16 protein-coding genes are annotated in these 17,525 nt (G+C 71.0%); 10 read left to right on the top strand and 6 right to left on the bottom strand.

The annotated features are described in order from the left end of the window. The first annotated feature begins 19 nt into the window (after positions 1-19). The 7 genes from AC0KTA_RS04855 to AC0KTA_RS04825 all read left to right on the top strand — a co-directional run bounded on the left by AC0KTA_RS04855 (position 20) and on the right by AC0KTA_RS04825 (position 5,733). Positions 20-913: a 3-hydroxyacyl-CoA dehydrogenase family protein gene (locus AC0KTA_RS04855; protein ID WP_481053849.1), complete on the top strand. Its 894-nt coding sequence runs from the start codon at positions 20-22 to the stop codon at positions 911-913. A 383-nt stretch (positions 914-1,296) separates the two neighbouring features. Beyond that, a complete protein-coding gene (locus AC0KTA_RS04850) occupies positions 1,297-1,947 on the top strand; it encodes a type 2 periplasmic-binding domain-containing protein (RefSeq protein ID WP_481053848.1) in 651 nt (216 codons plus the stop codon). Beyond that, the gene (locus tag AC0KTA_RS04845) at positions 1,944-3,218 is read left to right on the top strand and encodes a DUF6421 family protein (RefSeq protein WP_481053847.1); all 1,275 of its coding nucleotides are present in this window, start codon (positions 1,944-1,946) and stop codon (positions 3,216-3,218) included. The genes AC0KTA_RS04850 and AC0KTA_RS04845 overlap by 4 nt, the downstream gene beginning before the upstream one ends. 56 nt (positions 3,219-3,274) lie before the next feature. Then, positions 3,275-3,709, top strand: a complete 435-nt coding sequence (locus AC0KTA_RS04840) for a nuclear transport factor 2 family protein (protein ID WP_481053846.1) — start codon at positions 3,275-3,277, stop codon at positions 3,707-3,709. Then, positions 3,706-4,677 carry a branched-chain amino acid transaminase gene (locus tag AC0KTA_RS04835; protein ID WP_481053845.1) on the top strand — a complete coding sequence of 324 codons (972 nt, stop codon included), beginning with the start codon at positions 3,706-3,708 and terminating at the stop codon, positions 4,675-4,677. Before AC0KTA_RS04840 ends, AC0KTA_RS04835 begins: the two co-directional genes overlap by 4 nt. Then, complete coding sequence (locus tag AC0KTA_RS04830; protein WP_481053844.1) at positions 4,674-5,378, top strand: AzlC family ABC transporter permease; 705 nt, start codon at positions 4,674-4,676, stop codon at positions 5,376-5,378. Before AC0KTA_RS04835 ends, AC0KTA_RS04830 begins: the two co-directional genes overlap by 4 nt. 37 nt (positions 5,379-5,415) lie before the next feature. Further along, positions 5,416-5,733 (top strand): AzlD domain-containing protein, encoded by a 318-nt coding sequence (locus tag AC0KTA_RS04825; RefSeq protein WP_481053843.1) that lies wholly within the window; start codon positions 5,416-5,418, stop codon positions 5,731-5,733. On the opposite strand, the gene AC0KTA_RS04820 is transcribed toward AC0KTA_RS04825, so the two are convergent. The 3 genes from AC0KTA_RS04820 to AC0KTA_RS04810 form a co-directional block, all read right to left on the bottom strand. Continuing rightward, the gene (locus AC0KTA_RS04820) at positions 5,705-8,995 is read right to left on the bottom strand and encodes an AfsR/SARP family transcriptional regulator (protein ID WP_481053842.1); all 3,291 of its coding nucleotides are present in this window, start codon (positions 8,993-8,995) and stop codon (positions 5,705-5,707) included. The two genes, AC0KTA_RS04825 and AC0KTA_RS04820, sit on opposite strands and share 29 nt — an antisense overlap. 170 nt (positions 8,996-9,165) lie before the next feature. Next, positions 9,166-9,489 (bottom strand): nuclear transport factor 2 family protein, encoded by a 324-nt coding sequence (locus AC0KTA_RS04815; protein ID WP_481053841.1) that lies wholly within the window; start codon positions 9,487-9,489, stop codon positions 9,166-9,168. Positions 9,490-9,555: 66 nt separating this feature from the next. Continuing rightward, on the bottom strand, positions 9,556-9,981 hold the full coding sequence (locus tag AC0KTA_RS04810) for a nuclear transport factor 2 family protein (protein ID WP_481053840.1): 426 nt from the start codon (positions 9,979-9,981) through the stop codon (positions 9,556-9,558). Positions 9,982-10,304: 323 nt separating this feature from the next. On the opposite strand from AC0KTA_RS04810, the gene AC0KTA_RS04805 reads away from it, so the two are divergent. Further along, complete coding sequence (locus AC0KTA_RS04805) at positions 10,305-10,673, top strand: hypothetical protein (protein ID WP_481053839.1); 369 nt, start codon at positions 10,305-10,307, stop codon at positions 10,671-10,673. 326 nt (positions 10,674-10,999) lie between these two features. On the opposite strand, the gene AC0KTA_RS04800 is transcribed toward AC0KTA_RS04805, so the two are convergent. After that, the gene (locus AC0KTA_RS04800) at positions 11,000-12,190 is read right to left on the bottom strand and encodes an IS701 family transposase (RefSeq protein ID WP_481053838.1); all 1,191 of its coding nucleotides are present in this window, start codon (positions 12,188-12,190) and stop codon (positions 11,000-11,002) included. A gap of 1,388 nt (positions 12,191-13,578) precedes the next feature. On the opposite strand from AC0KTA_RS04800, the gene AC0KTA_RS04795 reads away from it, so the two are divergent. Further along, positions 13,579-14,283, top strand: coding sequence for an LmbU family transcriptional regulator (locus AC0KTA_RS04795; protein WP_481053837.1), 705 nt, complete (start codon positions 13,579-13,581; stop codon positions 14,281-14,283). Between the two features lie 364 nt (positions 14,284-14,647). Here AC0KTA_RS04795 and AC0KTA_RS04790 read toward each other — a convergent pair whose 3' ends face one another. Then, on the bottom strand, positions 14,648-15,292 hold the full coding sequence (locus tag AC0KTA_RS04790; RefSeq protein ID WP_481053836.1) for an FMN-binding negative transcriptional regulator: 645 nt from the start codon (positions 15,290-15,292) through the stop codon (positions 14,648-14,650). Between the two features lie 397 nt (positions 15,293-15,689). Between AC0KTA_RS04790 and AC0KTA_RS04785 the strand changes: the two genes are divergently transcribed. Then, the gene (locus tag AC0KTA_RS04785) at positions 15,690-16,994 is read left to right on the top strand and encodes a lysine N(6)-hydroxylase/L-ornithine N(5)-oxygenase family protein (protein ID WP_481053835.1); all 1,305 of its coding nucleotides are present in this window, start codon (positions 15,690-15,692) and stop codon (positions 16,992-16,994) included. A gap of 196 nt (positions 16,995-17,190) precedes the next feature. Here AC0KTA_RS04785 and AC0KTA_RS04780 read toward each other — a convergent pair whose 3' ends face one another. Beyond that, positions 17,191-17,415, bottom strand: coding sequence for an MbtH family protein (locus tag AC0KTA_RS04780; RefSeq protein ID WP_481053834.1), 225 nt, complete (start codon positions 17,413-17,415; stop codon positions 17,191-17,193). Between the last annotated feature and the right edge of the window lie 110 nt (positions 17,416-17,525).

The raw sequence follows: 17,525 nt of genomic DNA, 5'->3' as shown, positions 1-17,525 counted from the left end.
CGCCGCCCCAGGAGAACCCGTGTCCCACCCCACCCCGCCCTCCACCCCCAGCCGTACGGTCGGCGTCGTCGGCGCAGGCACCATGGGCGTCGGCGTCGCTCACTGCCTGGCGGCTGCCGGCCACGAGGTGACCGTCGTGGACCCCGCACCGGCGGCCCTGGCCACCGCTCCCGACCGACTGCGCGCCGGACTGCGCATGGCCACCCTGATGCGCCGCGCACCGGCCGACGGAGCCGGGCGCACGGCGGAGCGGGTGCGGTTCAGCGCCGACCTGGCCCAGCTGCGCAGCGCGTCCTTCGTCGTCGAATGCGCCCGCGAGAGCATCCCCGTGAAACGGGAGGTCTTCCGCTCCCTCAACACCGTGCTCACCCCCACCACGACACTCGCCACCTGTACGTCCGCGATCCCGGTCGGCCTGCTGGCCGAACACATCGACGATCCCGGCCGCGTCCTGGGCATGCACTTCATGAACCCCGCCTACGCCAAGGACGCCATCGAGATGATCCGTGGCGAGCACACCAGTGAGCAGACCCTCGACGACGCACACGACCTCCTCGTGAGCATGGGCAAGCGGGGCATCATGGTGGGCGACGCACCCGGGTTCGTCTCCAACCGGCTGTCGCACGCCACATACAACGACGCAGCCGCCGTGGTCCAGGCCGGCACCGCGGACGCAGCCACCGTGGACCGACTCTTCCAGGAGTGCTTCGGGCACACCATGGGCCCGCTGCGCACCGCCGACCTGATCGGCCTGGACACCGTCGTGGACACCCTGCACGTCCTGCACGAGCTCACCGACGACGCCCGCTTCACCCCGTGCACCCTGCTCACGGACCTGGTGGCGGCAGGCAGGCTCGGCCGCAAGAGCGGGCAAGGTTTCCACACCTACCCAACCGCCGGTACTGCCAGCTGATATGGAGGCGTGGCCTGCCCAAGTCGGACTCCGGGACCGTCGAATTGCGGTCGCCGTGACGTGATGCGCACGGCGACTTCGCGGGCATGTCGATGAAAGCAGCGTAATTTTCGCCCGGCCCGGTGGGGTTTGTCGCCGGGATTTCAGAAACCGGGGCGGGCCGAATTGGCCAGAGTGCGGCAATCGGCCCTGTGGGCCCTAGACGCCCTGGCCGCGGCGGGGCACGGCCGCCTAGGATCGCCGACGCGCACCTGTACGAGCGGCGCACGGTCCGGGCGCCGCCTCATCACAACCGGAGAATTTCGGGGGAAATTCAAAGGGGAGTGGAAATGATGACGGGGGAACAAGTGAGCGTTGCTGCGCTCTCGCACTTGGTTTCGGAAGTGCCTTCGGAAGTGACCTTGGATGTGGCTGGGGCGGCGGCTTCGGGAGTGCCGTCGCCGTCGTCGTGGGTCGGTGAGTCGTCCTCGACCGTCGATGAGATTCGGTACCTGCACACCCTCGGCCCGACCGGCACCAACCTGGAGTCCGCGGCCCACCTGTGGCTCCGGCGGCGAGGACGCGCCGACGACGGGCAGGTCGTCCTGCACACGTCGCTCGAAAGCGCCATGGAGAGCGTGCCGAGGACCGGCGCCCACGCGCTGCTCGCCTGCGCCGTCTACCCCGAGCTGCACACGCTCGTGTTCGGCAACCTGCACACCTGCCGCATGGTGGACTGCTTCCTGTCGCCCACGTACGAAATGGTGCTCGCCGTCGCGCCGGGCACCAGCGCCGAGCCGCGCACCGTGGCCACCCACCCGGCCCCGGCCGGACTCGTACCGCCCGCGAGCGCACGGCAGTTGGTGACCAGCAACGCGCAGGCCGCCATCGACTGCGCCGACGGCCGCGCCGACGGGTGCGTCACCACCGTCGTCGCCGCGCGCGCCCACGGCCTGCGGGTCGTCCGCAGCTTCGGCGAGGTGCCGATGGTCTACACCGTCCACCAGGTCCGGGAGACCGGCCGGGCCCACCAGGTGCGGGAGGCCGGCCGATGAGCAGCACGCACACCCCGTACCGCCTCAAGGACGACCTGCTCGACGAGGCCGCGCTGCTCGGTCGCGGCCTGCTCCCGCGGATCGACGCCTTCCGCACCCGCCAGCGCGACGACGGCACGGTCCCCGCACCCGACGCCGAGGACCGCGGCGCCCTGCTGGCCATCAAGGACGAGGCCGCACAGTGGTTCGCCGGGCACGGCAGGACGGCACAGGCCGACGCGCTCACCGCCGACATCGACGACTGGCTCGCCGCCGGACTCGACACTCCGCCGCACTTCGCCCGCTGCCGCGACGCCCTCACCGCGCCCGCCGACGGCGACTGGGCCGCGTTCCTCGCCCCCGTGCAGACCACCAACAGCGTCCCGCCGGTCGGCCGCCGCCTGGAGTTCTTCCTCGTACGCCGCAAGGAACCCGACGCGCTGCCCGAACTGGCCGTCCACTACCCGCACCCGAAGAACAACTGCCAGGCCACCGTGCTGCTCGCCGGCAGCGCCGGACTGACGCGCGGCAACTGCATCGTCTTCTTCCCGGAGAACGTCGCGGCCCACGACAAGGTGACCGAACAGGCCTACGCGATCTTCTTCTTCAGCAAATTCCGCCGCATCCACGAGACGTACGCCCTGCCGTCCGCGCGGTCCGTCCTCACCGCCGACACCGTGCCCCGCGGATCCGCCGGACTCGACCCCGAGGTCTGCTACCAGGCGCGTTCCGTCTGGGGATATCTGCACGACTACTTCCACCACCAGGGGCGGTGGCCGCTCGACCAGCACGTCAAACTCAAGATGAACTGGTTCATCGGCCTCCTGGAAGAGCTGAAGGTCGACGCCAAGACCGTGCTCGCCTGCCACGGCGACACCGCCGTGCCGTACGCCGACGAGCAGATCGCCATGATCCTGCTGGAGCGCATGTTCCGGTACCCGCTCGACGCCCACGCCGTCCGCAACTTCGACGCGGGCACCGGTGTCTTCCTCTACTCCTGGCTGCGCGCCCGCCGGGCGATCGTCGCCGACCGCGGCGACGGGCTGCGCCTGGACCACGAGCGGGTCATCGACGGACTGCGGGAGTTGGTCGACACGATCGAGGGTATGGAAGCGGCCGTCGGCACGTCCGCGGAGTACCGCGCGGCGGCCAAGGAACTGGTACGCAGCCAGCTGCCCGAAGGGGCGGAGGGCGACCGCTACGCCTTCACGGACGACCAGCGGGCGCTCGTCGCGGCACGGGAGCGGCTGGCCTCCTTGCCGCCCCTGCGGTTCGCGTCGGCGGAGATGTGACCGGAACGGCTCCGTTCCGGCACGGAAGCGATCGAGAGACGAGGGGACGAACAGCCATGGGAAGCCTGGACCGGGCCACGATGGAGGCCGCGGTGCGGCAGTACTTCGAGGCGTGCAACAAAGTCGACCGCGACCTGTTCGCGCAGTGTCTGTCCGAAGAGGTCGTGCACTACCTCGCCCACGGCATGTCCGGGCCCGTGCACGGCATCGACCCGATCGTGGAGCGCTGGGGCGCCGACGTGCGGGCCAACGCGTCGCACTGGGCGGTGGACGCCGTCTACGCCGACGAGCACACCCGCACCGCCGTCTGCGAGTGGACCGCCTTCAAGCCGCGCCTCGGCAAGGTGCTGCGCGGCGCCGAGGTCTACCGCTTCGACGACACCGGCCTGATCGACGAGGTCCGCATCTACTACGCGTCCCGGCGCGACGACACCACCGACGTCAACGAACTGGAGGGCTACCCCTACGCCGAGCGGGGGTTCGCCACATGACCCGTGCGGCCCCGCCGCCCGCCGCCCCCCTCGACGACCGGGACGGCGTCATCTGGCTCGACGGGCAGTTCGTGCCCTGGCGCGCCGCCCAACTGCACGTCCTCAGCCACGGACTGCACTACGGCGGCAGCGTCTTCGAGGGCGAGCGGGCCTACGACGGCCGCGTCTTCAAGCTGCCCGAGCACAGCGCCCGGCTCGTCGCCTCGGCCCGCCGCATGGGCTACGAACTGCCCTGGACCGCGGCCGAGCTGGACGCCGCCACCCGCGAGGCCGTCGCCCTCGCGGGCCTCACCGAGGGCTATGTGCGGCCCGTCGCCTGGCGCGGCAGCGACACCCTGCGCCTGGTCGCCCCGGACAACTCCGTGCACGTGGCCATCGCGGCCTGGCCCTGGCCACGGATCTTCACCGACGGGCCGCGCGGCATCCGGTTGCGCACCTCACGCTGGCGTCGCCCCGCCCCCGATACCGCGCCGGTCACCGCCAAGACCGCGGCCCAGTACGCCCTCGGCTCCCTCGCCGGACAGGAGGCCGAGGAAGCCGGCTGCGACGACGCGCTGCTCCTCGACCACCGGGGCCGCCTCGCCGAGGCCACTGGCGCCAACCTGTTCCTGGTCCTCGACGGCGCACTCCACACCCCGCCCCCGGAGTGCGTCCTCGACGGCATCACCCGCCGCACCGTCCTCGCCCTCGCCCATGACCTGGGCCTCACGGTCGTCGAGCGCCACCTCGCCCCCGCCGAACTCGAACGCGCCACCGAGGTGTTCCTGACCGGCACGGCGTACGAGGTCCAGCCGGTCACCGCCGTCGACGACCGGCGATACCCGCTGGGCGAGGTGGGCGCCGCGCTGGCGGAGGCGTACGCACGGGTGGTGCGGGACGAGGCCGCCGAGCCGGGCAGCGGTGCGACCCCCGCCGCTACGCCGGGCAGCACCCCCGCCCCCACCCCCGCCCCGAGCGAGCGCGGATGACCGAGCGCGGGTCCGGGCCCATGCGTCCGGCACCGTCCGGCGGGCCGCGCGACGCCTGGGCCGTCGGGGCCAGGGCCGCCGTGCCGTTCACCGTCGCCATCTTCGCCTTCGGCATCTCCTTCGGCGTCCTCGCCAAGGGCGCGGGCTTCGGGGCGCTCGCCGCCACCTCGATGTCCGGCCTGGTCTTCGTGGGCTCGTCGCAGTTCGCCGCGGTCTCGGTGATCGTCAACGGCGGCGGCTGGGCGGCCGCGGCCGTGGCCGGGACCCTGCTGAACCTGCGCTATCTGGTGATGGGCTTCGCCATCCTGCCCGCCCTGCGCGGCGGCCGGGCCCGCCGCGCCGTCGAGTCGCAGCTGGTCATCGAGGAGTCCTGGGCCATCGCGAGCGACGCGGACGGACGCTTCGACCGGGTGCGGCTGCTGTCCTCCGGAGTGGTGCTGTGGCTCGGCTGGGTCCTCGGCACCCTGGTGGGCGCGGTCGGCCCCTTCAAGGCGGTGGACATCCTCACCTACGGACTCGACGCCGTCTCACCGGTGCTGTTCTTCCTGCTGCTCGCCCCGCACCTGGGCACCGCCCGCAAGCGGACGGCGGCCGCCACCGCGGCCGCCTCCGCCGCGCTCCTCACCGCCGTCGCGGTCCCCGACACGGCCATCGCCGTCGCCTGCGTCATCGCCGTCGTATGGACGTGGAGGTCCCGATGAGCGAAGCGACGGCCAACCGCCCGTCCGGGAGGGCCCGATGAGCCGTGACCCGTGGATCGTCGTCGGCGCCCTGGTGGTGACCACCTTCCTCATCAAGGGCGCCGGTTCCCTGGTGATGGGCGACCGCGAACTGCCCGCCTGGTTCCCCCGGTTCGTCGAGTACCTGACCCCCGCGCTGCTCGCCGTCCTCGTGATCACCCAGCTCGTGGGCTCGGCCGGCGCGCACGGCATGACGTTCGACGCCCGCCTCGCCGGCTTCGCCGGTGCCCTCGTGGCCTGGCGGCTCAAGGCCCCCGTACCGCTCGTCATCCTGGTGGCCGCGGCGGTCACGGCGGGGGTACGGGCGCTGAGTTGAGGCCGCCGCTCGCGCGCCGTACGGCTTCGGCGACCTCCAGGGCGCGCGCGAGCCCGGGCTCGTGGGCGCACGCCCGGTGCAGCCGTACGGCCCGCTCGACGGCCCGCTCCGCCTTGCCGCGCTGACCGAGCGCCAGATGCACCAGGGCCAGCTCGGTCCGCGCCTCGCCCTCGACGAGACGGAGCCCGGACTGGCCGGCCGCGGCCAGCGCCCGCCGGGTGCACGCGAGGGCCTCGCGGTGCGCGCCCAACTGCCGGTGCACGGCGGCGAGCCCCACGCACGCCTCGGCCTCGGCCCGGCGGCAGCCCGCCGCGCGCGCCGCCTCCAGGGCACGCTCGTGGTGGTCCAGGGCGCCGGGCACGTCGTCGAGGCGCAGCAGCACCGTGCCGATCGTGTTGAGGGCGTACGGCTCCACGAGACGGCGGCGCGTGCGATGGGTGACACCGAGCGCGTCGACGCCGTGCTTGAGCGCGAGCCGCGGGTCACCGCTGTCCCGGCACACCGCCGCGAGCGCGTTGAGGGCGCCCTCCGCCGCGTACGTGGACAGCAGCCTGCCGTCCGCCGCGAGCGCCCGCGAGAGCAGGCGCTGCGCGTCGTCCGGCGCGCCGAGCGCGTGCTGGACGACGCCGAGACCCCACAGCGACAGCATGACCGTGTGCTGGTCGCCCGATGCCTCGGCGCGGGCGCGGGCGTCGGTGAAGTGCCGGTGCGCGGTGTCGAGGCGGCCCTGGTCGAGGCGGACGAAGCCGAGCAGGAACAGCGCCCACGCCTCCCCGGCGGGCTGCCCGCCCTCGGCGTAGAGCCGCCGGGCCCGTTCGGCGTCGCGGGCGGCCTGGTCGAGGGCGCCTTGCTCGCGGTGCGACGCGGCGAGCCCGAGCACCGCTCCGGCCGTTTCCATCCCCACCCCGGTCCGCGCGAACAGCGCCTCGGCGTGGGCGCTGTGCTCCAGCGCCTCGTCGTGCCGGGCCAGCTCCCACAGCACGTAGCACATGCTCCAGTGCATCACCGCCCGCGCGTGGTCGTCCTGTTCGGCCTCGGCGGCCCGCAGCCCGGCCTGCGCGGACCGCAGCCAGTCGGCGCGGCGGCCGTGTTCCATCAGGTGGCCGTGGAGGGCGAGCGCGGACTTCCAGGCGAAGGGGCGGGGCCCGTGCCGTACGGCGTGCTGCGCGCAGTCCAGGAGCGCGGGCCGTTCGTCCTCCAGCCAGGCCAGCGCGTCGACGGCGCCGCCGAAGACCAGCGGGGACGTGGGGGAGCCGTCCGGCTCCGGCGGGCGGGCCGCGTACCAGGAGTAGAAGGTGCCGTACAGGAGGTGGGCGGCCTGCTCGGCGGTCGCCAGGTACCAGGTGAGGAGGCGGCCGACAGCGCGCTCGCGGTCGGTGGCGGTGTCCTCCGCCTCGGCCCGCTCGCGCGCGAACAGGCGGACGAGGGCGTGCAGATGGAACCGGCCGGGCCGGTGGGTCTCCAGCAGGCTGCGGGCCACCAACTGGTCCAGGAGCCGGGCCGTCGCGGGCAGGTCGGTCCCGGCCAGGGCGGCGGCGGCCGGGGCGGACAGCTCGGGGCCCGGAGCCAGGGCGAGCAGCCGCAGGAGTTCCCGCTCCGGGGCGGGCAGGGACCGGTAGGACAGATCGAGCACGCTCCGTACGCCGGTGTGCTCCTCCTGGTCGAGCGTCAGCTCGTGCAGCCGGTCGCCCTCGCGCAGCCTGCGCACGACCTCCGCGATCGGCGGATGCCGGTCGCCGATGAGATGGGCCGCGACGATGCGTACGGCCAGCGGCAGCAGGCCGCACAGCCGGACGGCCTCGGCGGCGGCCTCCGGCTCGTGCCGGACCCGGTCCGCGCCGATGACGCGGGCGAGCAGCGCGAGCGCCTCCTCCTCGCCGAAGACGGCCAGGCTCACCCGGTGGGCGTCGTGGAAGGCGGTCAGGCCGCGCAGGTCGTTGCGGCTGGTGACGACGACGAAGCAGGTCGGGGAGCCGGGCAGCAGCGGGCGTACCTGTTCGAGGCCGGCCGCGTCGTCGAGCAGGATCAGCACCCGCTTGCCCGCCAGGAGCGAGCGGTAGAGGGCGGCCTTCTCGTCCGTGCTCTCCGGCAGATGCCCGGTGCCGACGCCCAGGGCCCGCAGCAACTGCCCGAGGGCCTCGTCGGCCGTCGTCGGGGGCGCGGGGTCGTGGCCGCGCAGGTTGGCGTACAACTGGCCGTCGGGGAAGTGGCCGGCCACCCGGTGCATCCAGTGCACGGCGAGAGCGGTCTTGCCGACGCCCGCCATGCCGGACACGGAGGAGATCACCAGTGTCTGCCCCGGGCCCGCCTCGGCCTGCGCCAGGAGGGTGTCGAGCCGGCGCAGATAGTCCGCGCGGCCGGTGAAGCTGGCGACGTCGGGCGGGAGTTGGCGGGGCACGGGACGGGCCGGGGGCGGGGGAGCGGGGGCCGGGGCGGGGCCGGGGGTGAGGCCGGGGTCGCCGGCGAGGAGGCTCTGGTGGAGCTCCTGGAGCCGGCGGCCGGGCTCGATGCCGACCTCGTCGTCGAGGAGCTGGTAGAAGTCGCGGTACGCGGCGAGGGCGTCCGCGGGCCGGTCCGAGCGGTGCAGCGCCAGCATGAGCTGGCCGCGCAGCCGCTCGCGCAGCGGGAACTCGCTGACGAGCGTGGTCAGTTCGGCCACCGACTCCTCGTGGCGGCCGAGCTCGATGAGCGCGTCCAGGCGGTCCTCCCTGGCCACGAGGCGCAGCTCCTCGAGGCGCTCGGCCTCGGCCAGGGCGAAGCTGCGGTCGCTGACCCCTTCGAGCGCGGGCCCGGTCCACAGGGCCAGGGCCTCGTCGAGCAGCGCGACCACGGAGCCCGCGTCGCCGTCGGCGGCGGCCTTGCGGGCCCGGTCGGTGAGGTGCACGAAACGCAGGGCGTCGATCTGCTCGTCGGTGACGTCCAGCGTGTAGCTGGTGTTGCTGCGGGCGCCCGCGCTGAGCAGGACCTCGAAGCCGGACGTGGCCCGCCGGCCCGGCTCCAGGATGCGGCGCAGATGCAGGACGTGCGTACGCAGCGCGCTGATCGCGCCGTCCGGTTCGTCGCCCTCCCACAGGAGTTCGGCGAGCCGGGAGGTGCTGACCGGGTGGCCGTGGGCGAGCGCGAGGGCGGCGAGGAGGGCGCGCTGTTGCGGCCCGAGGCCGACGTGCGCGCCCCGGACCTCCACGCTCACCGGGCCGAGCAGGCGGATCCGCACGGACTCCTTCGGCGCCTGCTCCACCTCGGGCCCCGGCGTGCGGCTCACACCACTTCCTCTGGTACCTGTGGTCCCGCTGCTTCCCTGTTTCCGGGGATTTCTGGGGCCGTCTCTTCTTGTCGCCGTCGTCCCCCTCTTCCCTTCCTGCTCTCTTCCCGCTCTCCGCCTGTCTCTGCCTGTGCCCTTACCTTCTTCCCCTTCCGGCGGCCGGGCGACGCTCAGGCGGGACCGGTGACGAAGCGCCGGATGACGCCGCCGGACACCGAGAACTCCCACGCGGTGTCGATGTCGCCCCAGATGTCGTTGTGGAAGCGGGCCGTGACGGACAGGCCGTCGGGCGACTCCCGCACCACCTCCATGCGCGCGTGCGACGTGAGGAGCTCCCGCTCCACCCACGCGTCGAGGTCGCGCTCGGTGCCCACGTCGATGACGGTGGCATCCTTGGCGAGGACGGCCCAAAGGGCCGTCGGGTCCTGTGCGTTGACCGCGTCGACGAAGGCGCGTACGGCCGGGTGGGACGGCATGCCGTCACGGGGGGTCATCGTTCGTGCCTCCTGGTGCTCCGGGTCGTGCGGGTGGCTGCCATGGCGGCGGGCCCGGCCGGACGGTCAGCCGCCGGTCGCGGCCCGGTGGAGGGCGTAGGTGTCCTCGAAGAGGTGGTAGCGCGTGACCTGGCCGCCGACGACCGTGAGGTGCGCGGCGAAGGGCGTGGTCAGTGGTGTGCCGTTGGCCTTGACGGTGTCCCGGAGGTGCCCGATGATCACCCCCTGCTCGCCGTCGACCACGATGTGCGTGACGGTGAACTCCTCGGGCTGCAGATACTGGTGGAGCAGGGTGAAGAACTCCTTGACCCCCGCCTGCCCTGTCCGGTTGCCCGACCACGGCACGGCCGGGGAGCCGGGAGCGACCCACTCCGCGTCCTCCGAGAACAGCCGCACCGCCCCGTCCAGATCCCGCTCGGCGAGCCGGGCCAGATAGGCGTCGATCACACCTCTGGTGGCCTCGGCGGATCCCGTGGGGGGCTGCGTGGACATCTCACCAACTCCTCGTCGCCTATCGACCCTTGGTCGTGGAGTTCCAGTGTGGTGCGCCTGTTGCGGCGAGCGTAAGCGAGTCGACTCATTCCCGCCACGAGTTGGCGCCGACGCGACCGGCGGCCCGTGATCTTGAACTGTGAGCCCGGTTCGACCACGACATCGCCCTGACACGGTGATGCCGTTGGCGCGCCAGGGCAGTTGGATGCGGCAGTGGCCGGAAACAGTCGACGGGCCCCTGGGACGGCCCCCGGAACCGCCCGCCGAGAGAGCGAGCGCTCGAAAGCTTGCGCGTGGTGCCATTATGGTGCAACTATGGCGCCATGGAGCTGACGCGGTACGTCGACACCCTGCGCCAGGAGCACACACTGGCGGCTGCCGCCGACGAGATCACCCGCGACCTGGCCCTCGGGTCGGTGGAGATGCGGCTGCGCGGCCTCGCGCACAACGGGGTGGTGCCATCACTGGCGTCATTGGCGCCAGTCACGGTGAACGGGGAGGAGGGTGCGACGTCCCGCATCAACTTCCGGCCGCCGGAGCATCCGAAGACCCGCATCGAGGAGACCGCCGACCGGGAGCGGCTGTCGGTCAACGCCTGGCTGATCCGCGCGGTGTCCGCGATGCTCGAGTACGACGAACGCGGCCGGCGCACGGAGCGGCGCGCACCGCGCGGCGCGCCGGGCAGCTCCTAGCGCACACCGGAGCTGCGCTCCGCAAGAGCTTCGGTCCGGTGTGCTGCCGTACACCGGTACCGATCCCGCGGCCCTGGAGACCGACCTCCCCCGGCGGTCTCCAGGGCCGCACCCTTCCGGCGCGGAGGAGTGCCGCACCCTCCGGCAGGGACGGGCGCACGAGAGGCGCCGGGCAACTCCCGCTGTCCGGCGCCGAGTTGACGTCCGATCCGGCACCCGGCCGACGTCCGGTCAATAGCGTGAATTCGCGTTCCGTCACCAGGAAATCGAGATCACTGCAGGCGCCCATCACTGCAGTCGCCCAGGGAATGGCGCCCGGTCACGTTTCAGACCAAATGCAGTCGTTCCTCGCTCATCCGCGAAAGCGGTGCCGGGCAGCATGGCATATGCCGGGGAACGGGGCGATGTGTCAATCGCTGATAGGTGTATGCCGCGGAAACGAGCGCCATGTGGTGATACCACCCGGGAAATGATCGGCCCTCGAAGTCGAGGAGACCGAAGTGGCGTTCCATGCCCGCGACCGCGGTGGTGGTTCCGGTGCGGTGTGTGGCGAGTGAGGCAACGTTGTCGAGGCGTTGATGGGTGAGGCTGGTGATCCACATGGGTCCCGGGCGGCTTTCCGGCAGCATCTCGGTGAAAATGCGATACGGATATTCCGGTGTCGCGCCCGGCCGGGCTCCGGGCAGCCGGACGAGCACGGACTGGACCCGGGTGTGCTGCTGCTGCCCGTCCGGGGCGGTGACCGTCAGGGAGTCGGTGTTGCCCGAGGAGATGTGGGCCCGCGCGCTGACCGGCTCCGGGGCGCCCGGTGTGCGCTCGCCGACGGGCAGGACCTTCAGGTGCTGGGGCACCGCGACCACGAAGTCCCGGCCCCGCTGGCTGAGTCCGCGCAGGAAGAGGGTCACGTCCGGGGCGTCGCTCATGTCGGCGACGACGGGCGCGGTGCTGGGCGCGGTGCGCGCCTCCAGGGTGTCGACGAGGTCGAGGGCCTGGGCCCACAGCGGGCGGTGACCGACGTCGTCGGGGATCCGCGCGCGGCGGCGGAGCTGAGGGTCCTCGGTCCAGGGGGCCGGAAGCAGCAGCCGCCAGTCGACCGGAACCTGCAGGGTGCCGATGCCCAGGAAGGCGCCGAGGCCGAGCTGACAGTTCAGCGTGCGGCCGGAGGAGGGGTCGAAGTAGCGGTGCACGCCCACGGACCGGTCGCCGCGCTTGGGCAGCACCGCGCGGCCTATCGCCCAGGTGGAGGCCGGGCCGTGGCGCTGGGCCCAGTGGGTGAGCTCGTGCATGACGGGCTCCCAGTCCCAGGGACTGAGGCTCACGAACTGGCGCAGGGACTGCACCGCGGTGGGAGACGCCGAGACGGCGCCGGCGAGGCGGCGCACGGATTTCTTGCCGGGAGTGATGAGCAGGCCCGCCAAATAGGCCCCCGCCCATCTGCGCTGATCGGCCCGGCGCAGATTCTGGAAGACCTGATCGGTGAAGTCACTGAAAGGCGACGCGAGATGGGTTTCGGGCACCTCGCTGACCGGAGTCGATGTTGGCAATGCGCAGGGCACAACCATGTTGCAATCCCTCCCGGACGTCCCTGAGCGGCGGTTGCCGAGCGTCGAGTCTAGGATCCGAGAGCGCGTCGCACCATCTTGCTGCGGGCGTGACTGATGTGGCAACCACGGCAGCAAACCGGGATTGCGCACCGCGTCCGGGCGCGGGCCCGGAGCCTGTGTCCGCGAGGCGGCGAACCGCCGCATGACTTCCGCCGACTTCCGCGGACTTCCGCATGGAGGATCAGGAATCTCGGATTCCGAGCCGGCGCTTGTGGAATGGACCCGTCCGGAGCCTCTCCGCCCCTCCGCCCGCCAGGTTCCTCCTCGGCGCCACGGGTCCCCCCCCCGCGTCCCTCCGCTCCAGCCCCTGACCCATGCCCGCACACCTCCCGCGCCTCGGGCCGGGCCGAACCCCGCGGGCGCGCCCACGACTTGCCGGAGGGTGCTCTTCGGCCGAGCCGTGAGAATGATGTCTCGTACTGGCGTTAAGAGTCCGTATGGAAAATGCTAGTGTTGCTTAACGGCGCCGCGGATTCGGCTAACGGGTACCATTGGTGACGGACCATCACCAAACGCCCGGGCCCCGCCCCGTGAACTCGACGCAGGCTCCCCGACTTCTGTACGTCCCCTTCTCGTCTGCAACTGTTTCGCTTCATGTTGCAGTTGGCTCGATTCTTGCCTTCACTGGCGGAAGTTGATCGGTAAAGCCTCCGTGGGACGGCCCCTGGAGAGAGCCGCGTCACAGCAGGACAGGGATAGCGAAGCTGGGCTATCTTGTTCGAACTTCGAAAAGTCGCGACGAGCGGCAGCCTCGTCCTTGAATCTCCAACAGGCGGCGGGTTCTACTCGGGTAGGCCTTTGGAACAGACCACTGCGAAACCGGGTCATCGGTAACGACGGGGGACACGTCGACCGTTCCGACGACGCGGGGGTCTATGGTCAAGGCAACGGGGCGAGTAGTTGAACGGGGCGAGTAGTTGATGTACGTATCCACACACATGCCGACTGAATGCCTTCCGCGCGGTCCTGAGGACCGCGAGGGACGGCCGGACCTGCCTGTGCACTGTGCCGGCGGCCTCCTCGAGCGGTGAGGGCGGCCCGTCGGCGTACCCGCATGGGGGCACGCCGACGGATCCAGCAATGAGCTGACGGAACTCTGACGACCCGATTCGGCGAGTGGCTCGAGAGAGCCCTTATCCGGCCGATCGGGTGTGACTGATGGGCCAGCCTGTGCCTCGCGCTGAGCGAGGGCGACCGATCCGTGCCGGATCAGGACACGGCTGACCCACCCGCATGGCATCTTCCCGTTCGGATGCGGACCGTTGCGTCCACGTCCGTTCGATGTTCATTCACATGGAGGCATGATGACGAACCAGGTCAGCGACCTCGAGGACTCGAAGGTTGTGCTCTTCCGTAGAAATGCGAGCGCGGTTCCGCGGCAGCGCAGGACCGGAGTCGACGAGCGTCGTGGCCAGGTACTGACGACGAAGGTGGGCCTGCAGATGCCGGCCGGTCTCACCTTCGAGGACTGGGAGCGGGCTGGACGCCAGCTCTCCGGAATCGTTAACTCCTCTTCCTGGTGGCTCGGGGACTGGCTGGTATACGGAAAGGACCACTACGTCGACCGCTACCAGCGCGGAATTCGCGCGGCCGGGCTGCAGTACCAGACCCTGCGGAACTACGCCTGGGTCTCGCGGCGCTTCGACTTCAGCCGACGACGCTCGGCGCTGAGCTTCCAGCACCACGCCGAGCTGGCGTCGCTGCCGGTCGACGAGCAGGAGCTCTGGCTCGACCGGGCCGAGCAGATGCAGTGGACCACCAAGCAGCTGCGCAGTGCCATCCGGCTCGCCCGCGAGGACGAGGCCCGCGACGTGACGCAGACGCCCGAGACGATGCGGCGGCTCGCCGTTCCCGGCAGCCGGCTCCAGTGGTGGCACAAGGCCGCGGAGCAGTCCGGCATCGACTTCGAGCAGTGGGTGCTCGCGACCCTCGACAACGCCGCCGAGCGAGTGCTCGACGACGAGGAAGAGGAAGAGAAGCGCGAACAGGCAGGCATCAGCGCCTGATTCGCCTGGTCCCGCCGGCGGGACAGAAGCAGAAGTCCCGGCGGTCGCACCCCCGCACAACGTCCGCCGAGGTCAGGGCAGTTGACCTCGGCGGACGGCCATACGACGCGCTGGGCCCGTACTCCGGTCAAGGAGTGCGGGCCCGGCGCGTCGGCACGTGGGCTCGTGCCGACGCACACCGGGCCGCGGCCGCCGACCGGCCGCAGGTTCCCCGAAGTCTCGTGCGTGAGAAGGATGCTGAGGGCCCGGCAGACGGTCGGCGGCCGCGGTCCCGCCGTGCGGTGTGCACGTGCGGTGTGGACGTGCGGTGTAGACGTGTTTCTCCACGCGAAGCCGGTCGTGCCCGTCGACTGCCGAAGCAGGGTCAGGGCAGCTTGCTCATCAGCTGGGCCGCGGCCCGGTACCGCGTGCACTCGCGGCCGCCGAACGACTGCTGCACGCGCTCCCGGACCTCGTCCGGCTGCTCCTGGCTGAGCTTGAACATGCCCTCGGCGCCGGTCACCCGGAACTGGAAGGCGCCGACGGCGGGCACGATCTTCCGGAAGTAGTCGAGCGACTCCGACATGTCCCAGCCCGCGCCGAAGGCACCCTCGTAGGCGCGCACGGTGGCCTTCACGACCTCCAGCGTGTTCTCTATGCCCTCGATCTTCTCCACGACGCCGTGCACATGCACCGAAGTGAAGTTCCACGTCGGCGCGGCCGGCGTCGTCTCGTACACGGTCGGTGACACATAGCCGTGCGGCCCCGTGAACGTCAGCAGATTCACGGTGCCTGATTCGAGGGCCTTCCAATGCGGGTTGGCCCGGTTCATATGACCGAGCAGCCGGCCGCCGGAGAGGTCGTCCGACCATTCGCCCGTCCACTCCGGATCCTGAATCACCGGCAGATGCGTGGCGAACGGCCCCGCCTCGGGGCTGCCGTTGCTCACAAACAACGCCAACGGATTGCCGTGGATGAGGTCCAGCATCCACGAACTGTCCGGCTGGCGGTACTGGCTCGGAACGAACATCCGGAGTTCACCCCTTCGTTTCTCTCACTCACGGTATGGCGCGCGCCAAGTCGCCGACGCTAGCAGCGCTTTGGAAGGCACAACCCCGAACGCGGACGAGCGACACGACTGTCCTGTCGCCAGGACAACGGTGCCCGGCAGCTGGAGCGTCCGGGACCTCTTGAAAGGTCCGTCCGGCCCCTCTAAGTTGGCGTGGCGGTGTTCTCCAGCGCAATACTCAATGGGTGTCTCCCGGACCACCGGTCGAGATGTTCGAGGCCATCAGCCGCACGTCAGACGAGAGTTGGCAGCATTTCCGACCGCAGTATTTCCGATCAAGATCCTCGTCGGGCAACCGTAATTGCCTCGCCGAGGACGCGGAAATCCCTGCCGAAGCTACACCAGCGGGAGATTATCTATGGGTACGCGTGAACGGGAGATATACGACATCGTTGGCATCGGGTTCGGCCCGTCCAACCTGTCCCTCGCCATCGCCCTGGAGGAGCACCAGGACAATTCTCCGGAACAGCCCGTCCGGGCCGCGTTCTTCGAGCGGCAGCCGTCGTTCGGATGGCACCGCAACATGCTGTTGCCGCAGGCGACGATGCAGATCTCGTTCCTGAAGGACCTCGCCACTTTCCGGAATCCGCTGTCCCGGTACAGCTTCGTCTCGTATCTGCACGCGTCGGACCGGCTGGTCCAGTTCGTGAACAACCAGGACTTCTTCCCGACGCGCCAGGAATTCCACCAGTACCTGGAGTGGGCCGAGTCGGGCTTCCGGGACCGCGTCTCGTACAACTCCGAGGTCACCGAGGTCCGCGTGGCCGACGAGGCGGCCGGCGGCGAGCAGCTCCTGGAGATCGTGGTCCGCGACACCGTCGGCGGCGGCACGCGCGTGGTGCGGGCGCGGAACGTCACCGTCTCCACGGGTCTCGTGCCGCGCATGCCCGACGGCATGGAGCGCGACGAACGGGTCTGGCACAGCTCGGAGTTCCTGGCGAAGTACGGCCGGATGAAGCCCGCGGACCTGAAGAACGTGGCGGTCGTCGGCGCCGGCCAGAGCGCCGCCGAGATCACCAAGTTCCTGCACGACATGCTCCCGCACGCCCAGGTCTCCGCGATCCTGCCGTCGTACGGCTACTCCGTCGCGGACGACACCCCCTTCGCCAACCAGGTCTTCGACCCGGCCGCGGTCGACCACTACTACTTCGGCACGGACAAGACGCGGGACGCGTTCTGGCGCTACCACAAGAACACGAACTACTCCGTCGTGGACGACGACGTGATCAGGGAGCTGTTCCGCCGCTCGTACGAGGAGGAGGTCGCGGGCGAGAAGCGGCTGCACTTCCTGAACCTCACCCGGGTCAAGGAGGTGAAGCGGTCCGGCAACGACACGCGTGTCGTGCTGCACTCGCTCCTGGAGGGCGAGGGCGAGCAGGAGATGGACGTCGACGCGCTCGTCTTCGCGACCGGCTACAGCACCATGGACGCCACCCGCCTCCTCGGCGACCTGGACCGGTTCTGCGAGCGCGACGAGGAGGGCCGCCACCGCGTGGAGCGCGACTACCGCGTCGTCACCTCCGGCGAGCTGTCCTGCGGCATCTACCTGCAGGGCGGCACCGAGCACACGCACGGTCTGACCTCGTCCCTGCTGTCGAACATCGCCGTACGCAGCGGTGAGATCGCCGACTCGATCGTCGAACGGCGCGGCGCCAAGGTCTGATCCGCCTGATCCGTTCCTCTCCCGATGGCCCGTCAGGCCCTTCACTGACGGGCCGTTCGCTTGCGCCGGAAACCGCGGGAGACCGTGAGTGACCGCGAGGACCTGCGAGAGACAAGGGGCGAGAAACAAGGGTGGGCCCCGGTGCCTCCCAGCACCGGGGCCCACCCTCTCGGCGTCGCTCAGAAGCGCGCCCGCGTCACGCGGCCTGGTCCGCGGCCATCGCGTCGCGCAAGCTCTTGGGCCGCAGGTCGGTCCAGTTCTGCTCCACGTAGTCCAGGCACTCCTGGCGGCCGGCCTCGCCGAACACCACCCGCCAGCCGGCGGGGACCTCGGTGAACGAAGGCCACAGGGAGTGCTGCTCCTCGTCGTTCACCACGACGTAGAACCGGCCATCCGCGTCGTCGAACGGGTTGCTGCTCATGTCCACTCCATTTCAAGCCGCTCACGATGGCTTCCCGGCGGAAGCAAATCGATTTCAGGTACTGAGACACAGGGACCGTAACGGGAATGCGCCGGTCCGACAAAGAGAAC

This window comes from Streptomyces sp. Y309 (genome assembly GCF_056712025.1).
This window is presented reverse-complemented; position numbering and strand designations above follow the sequence as displayed.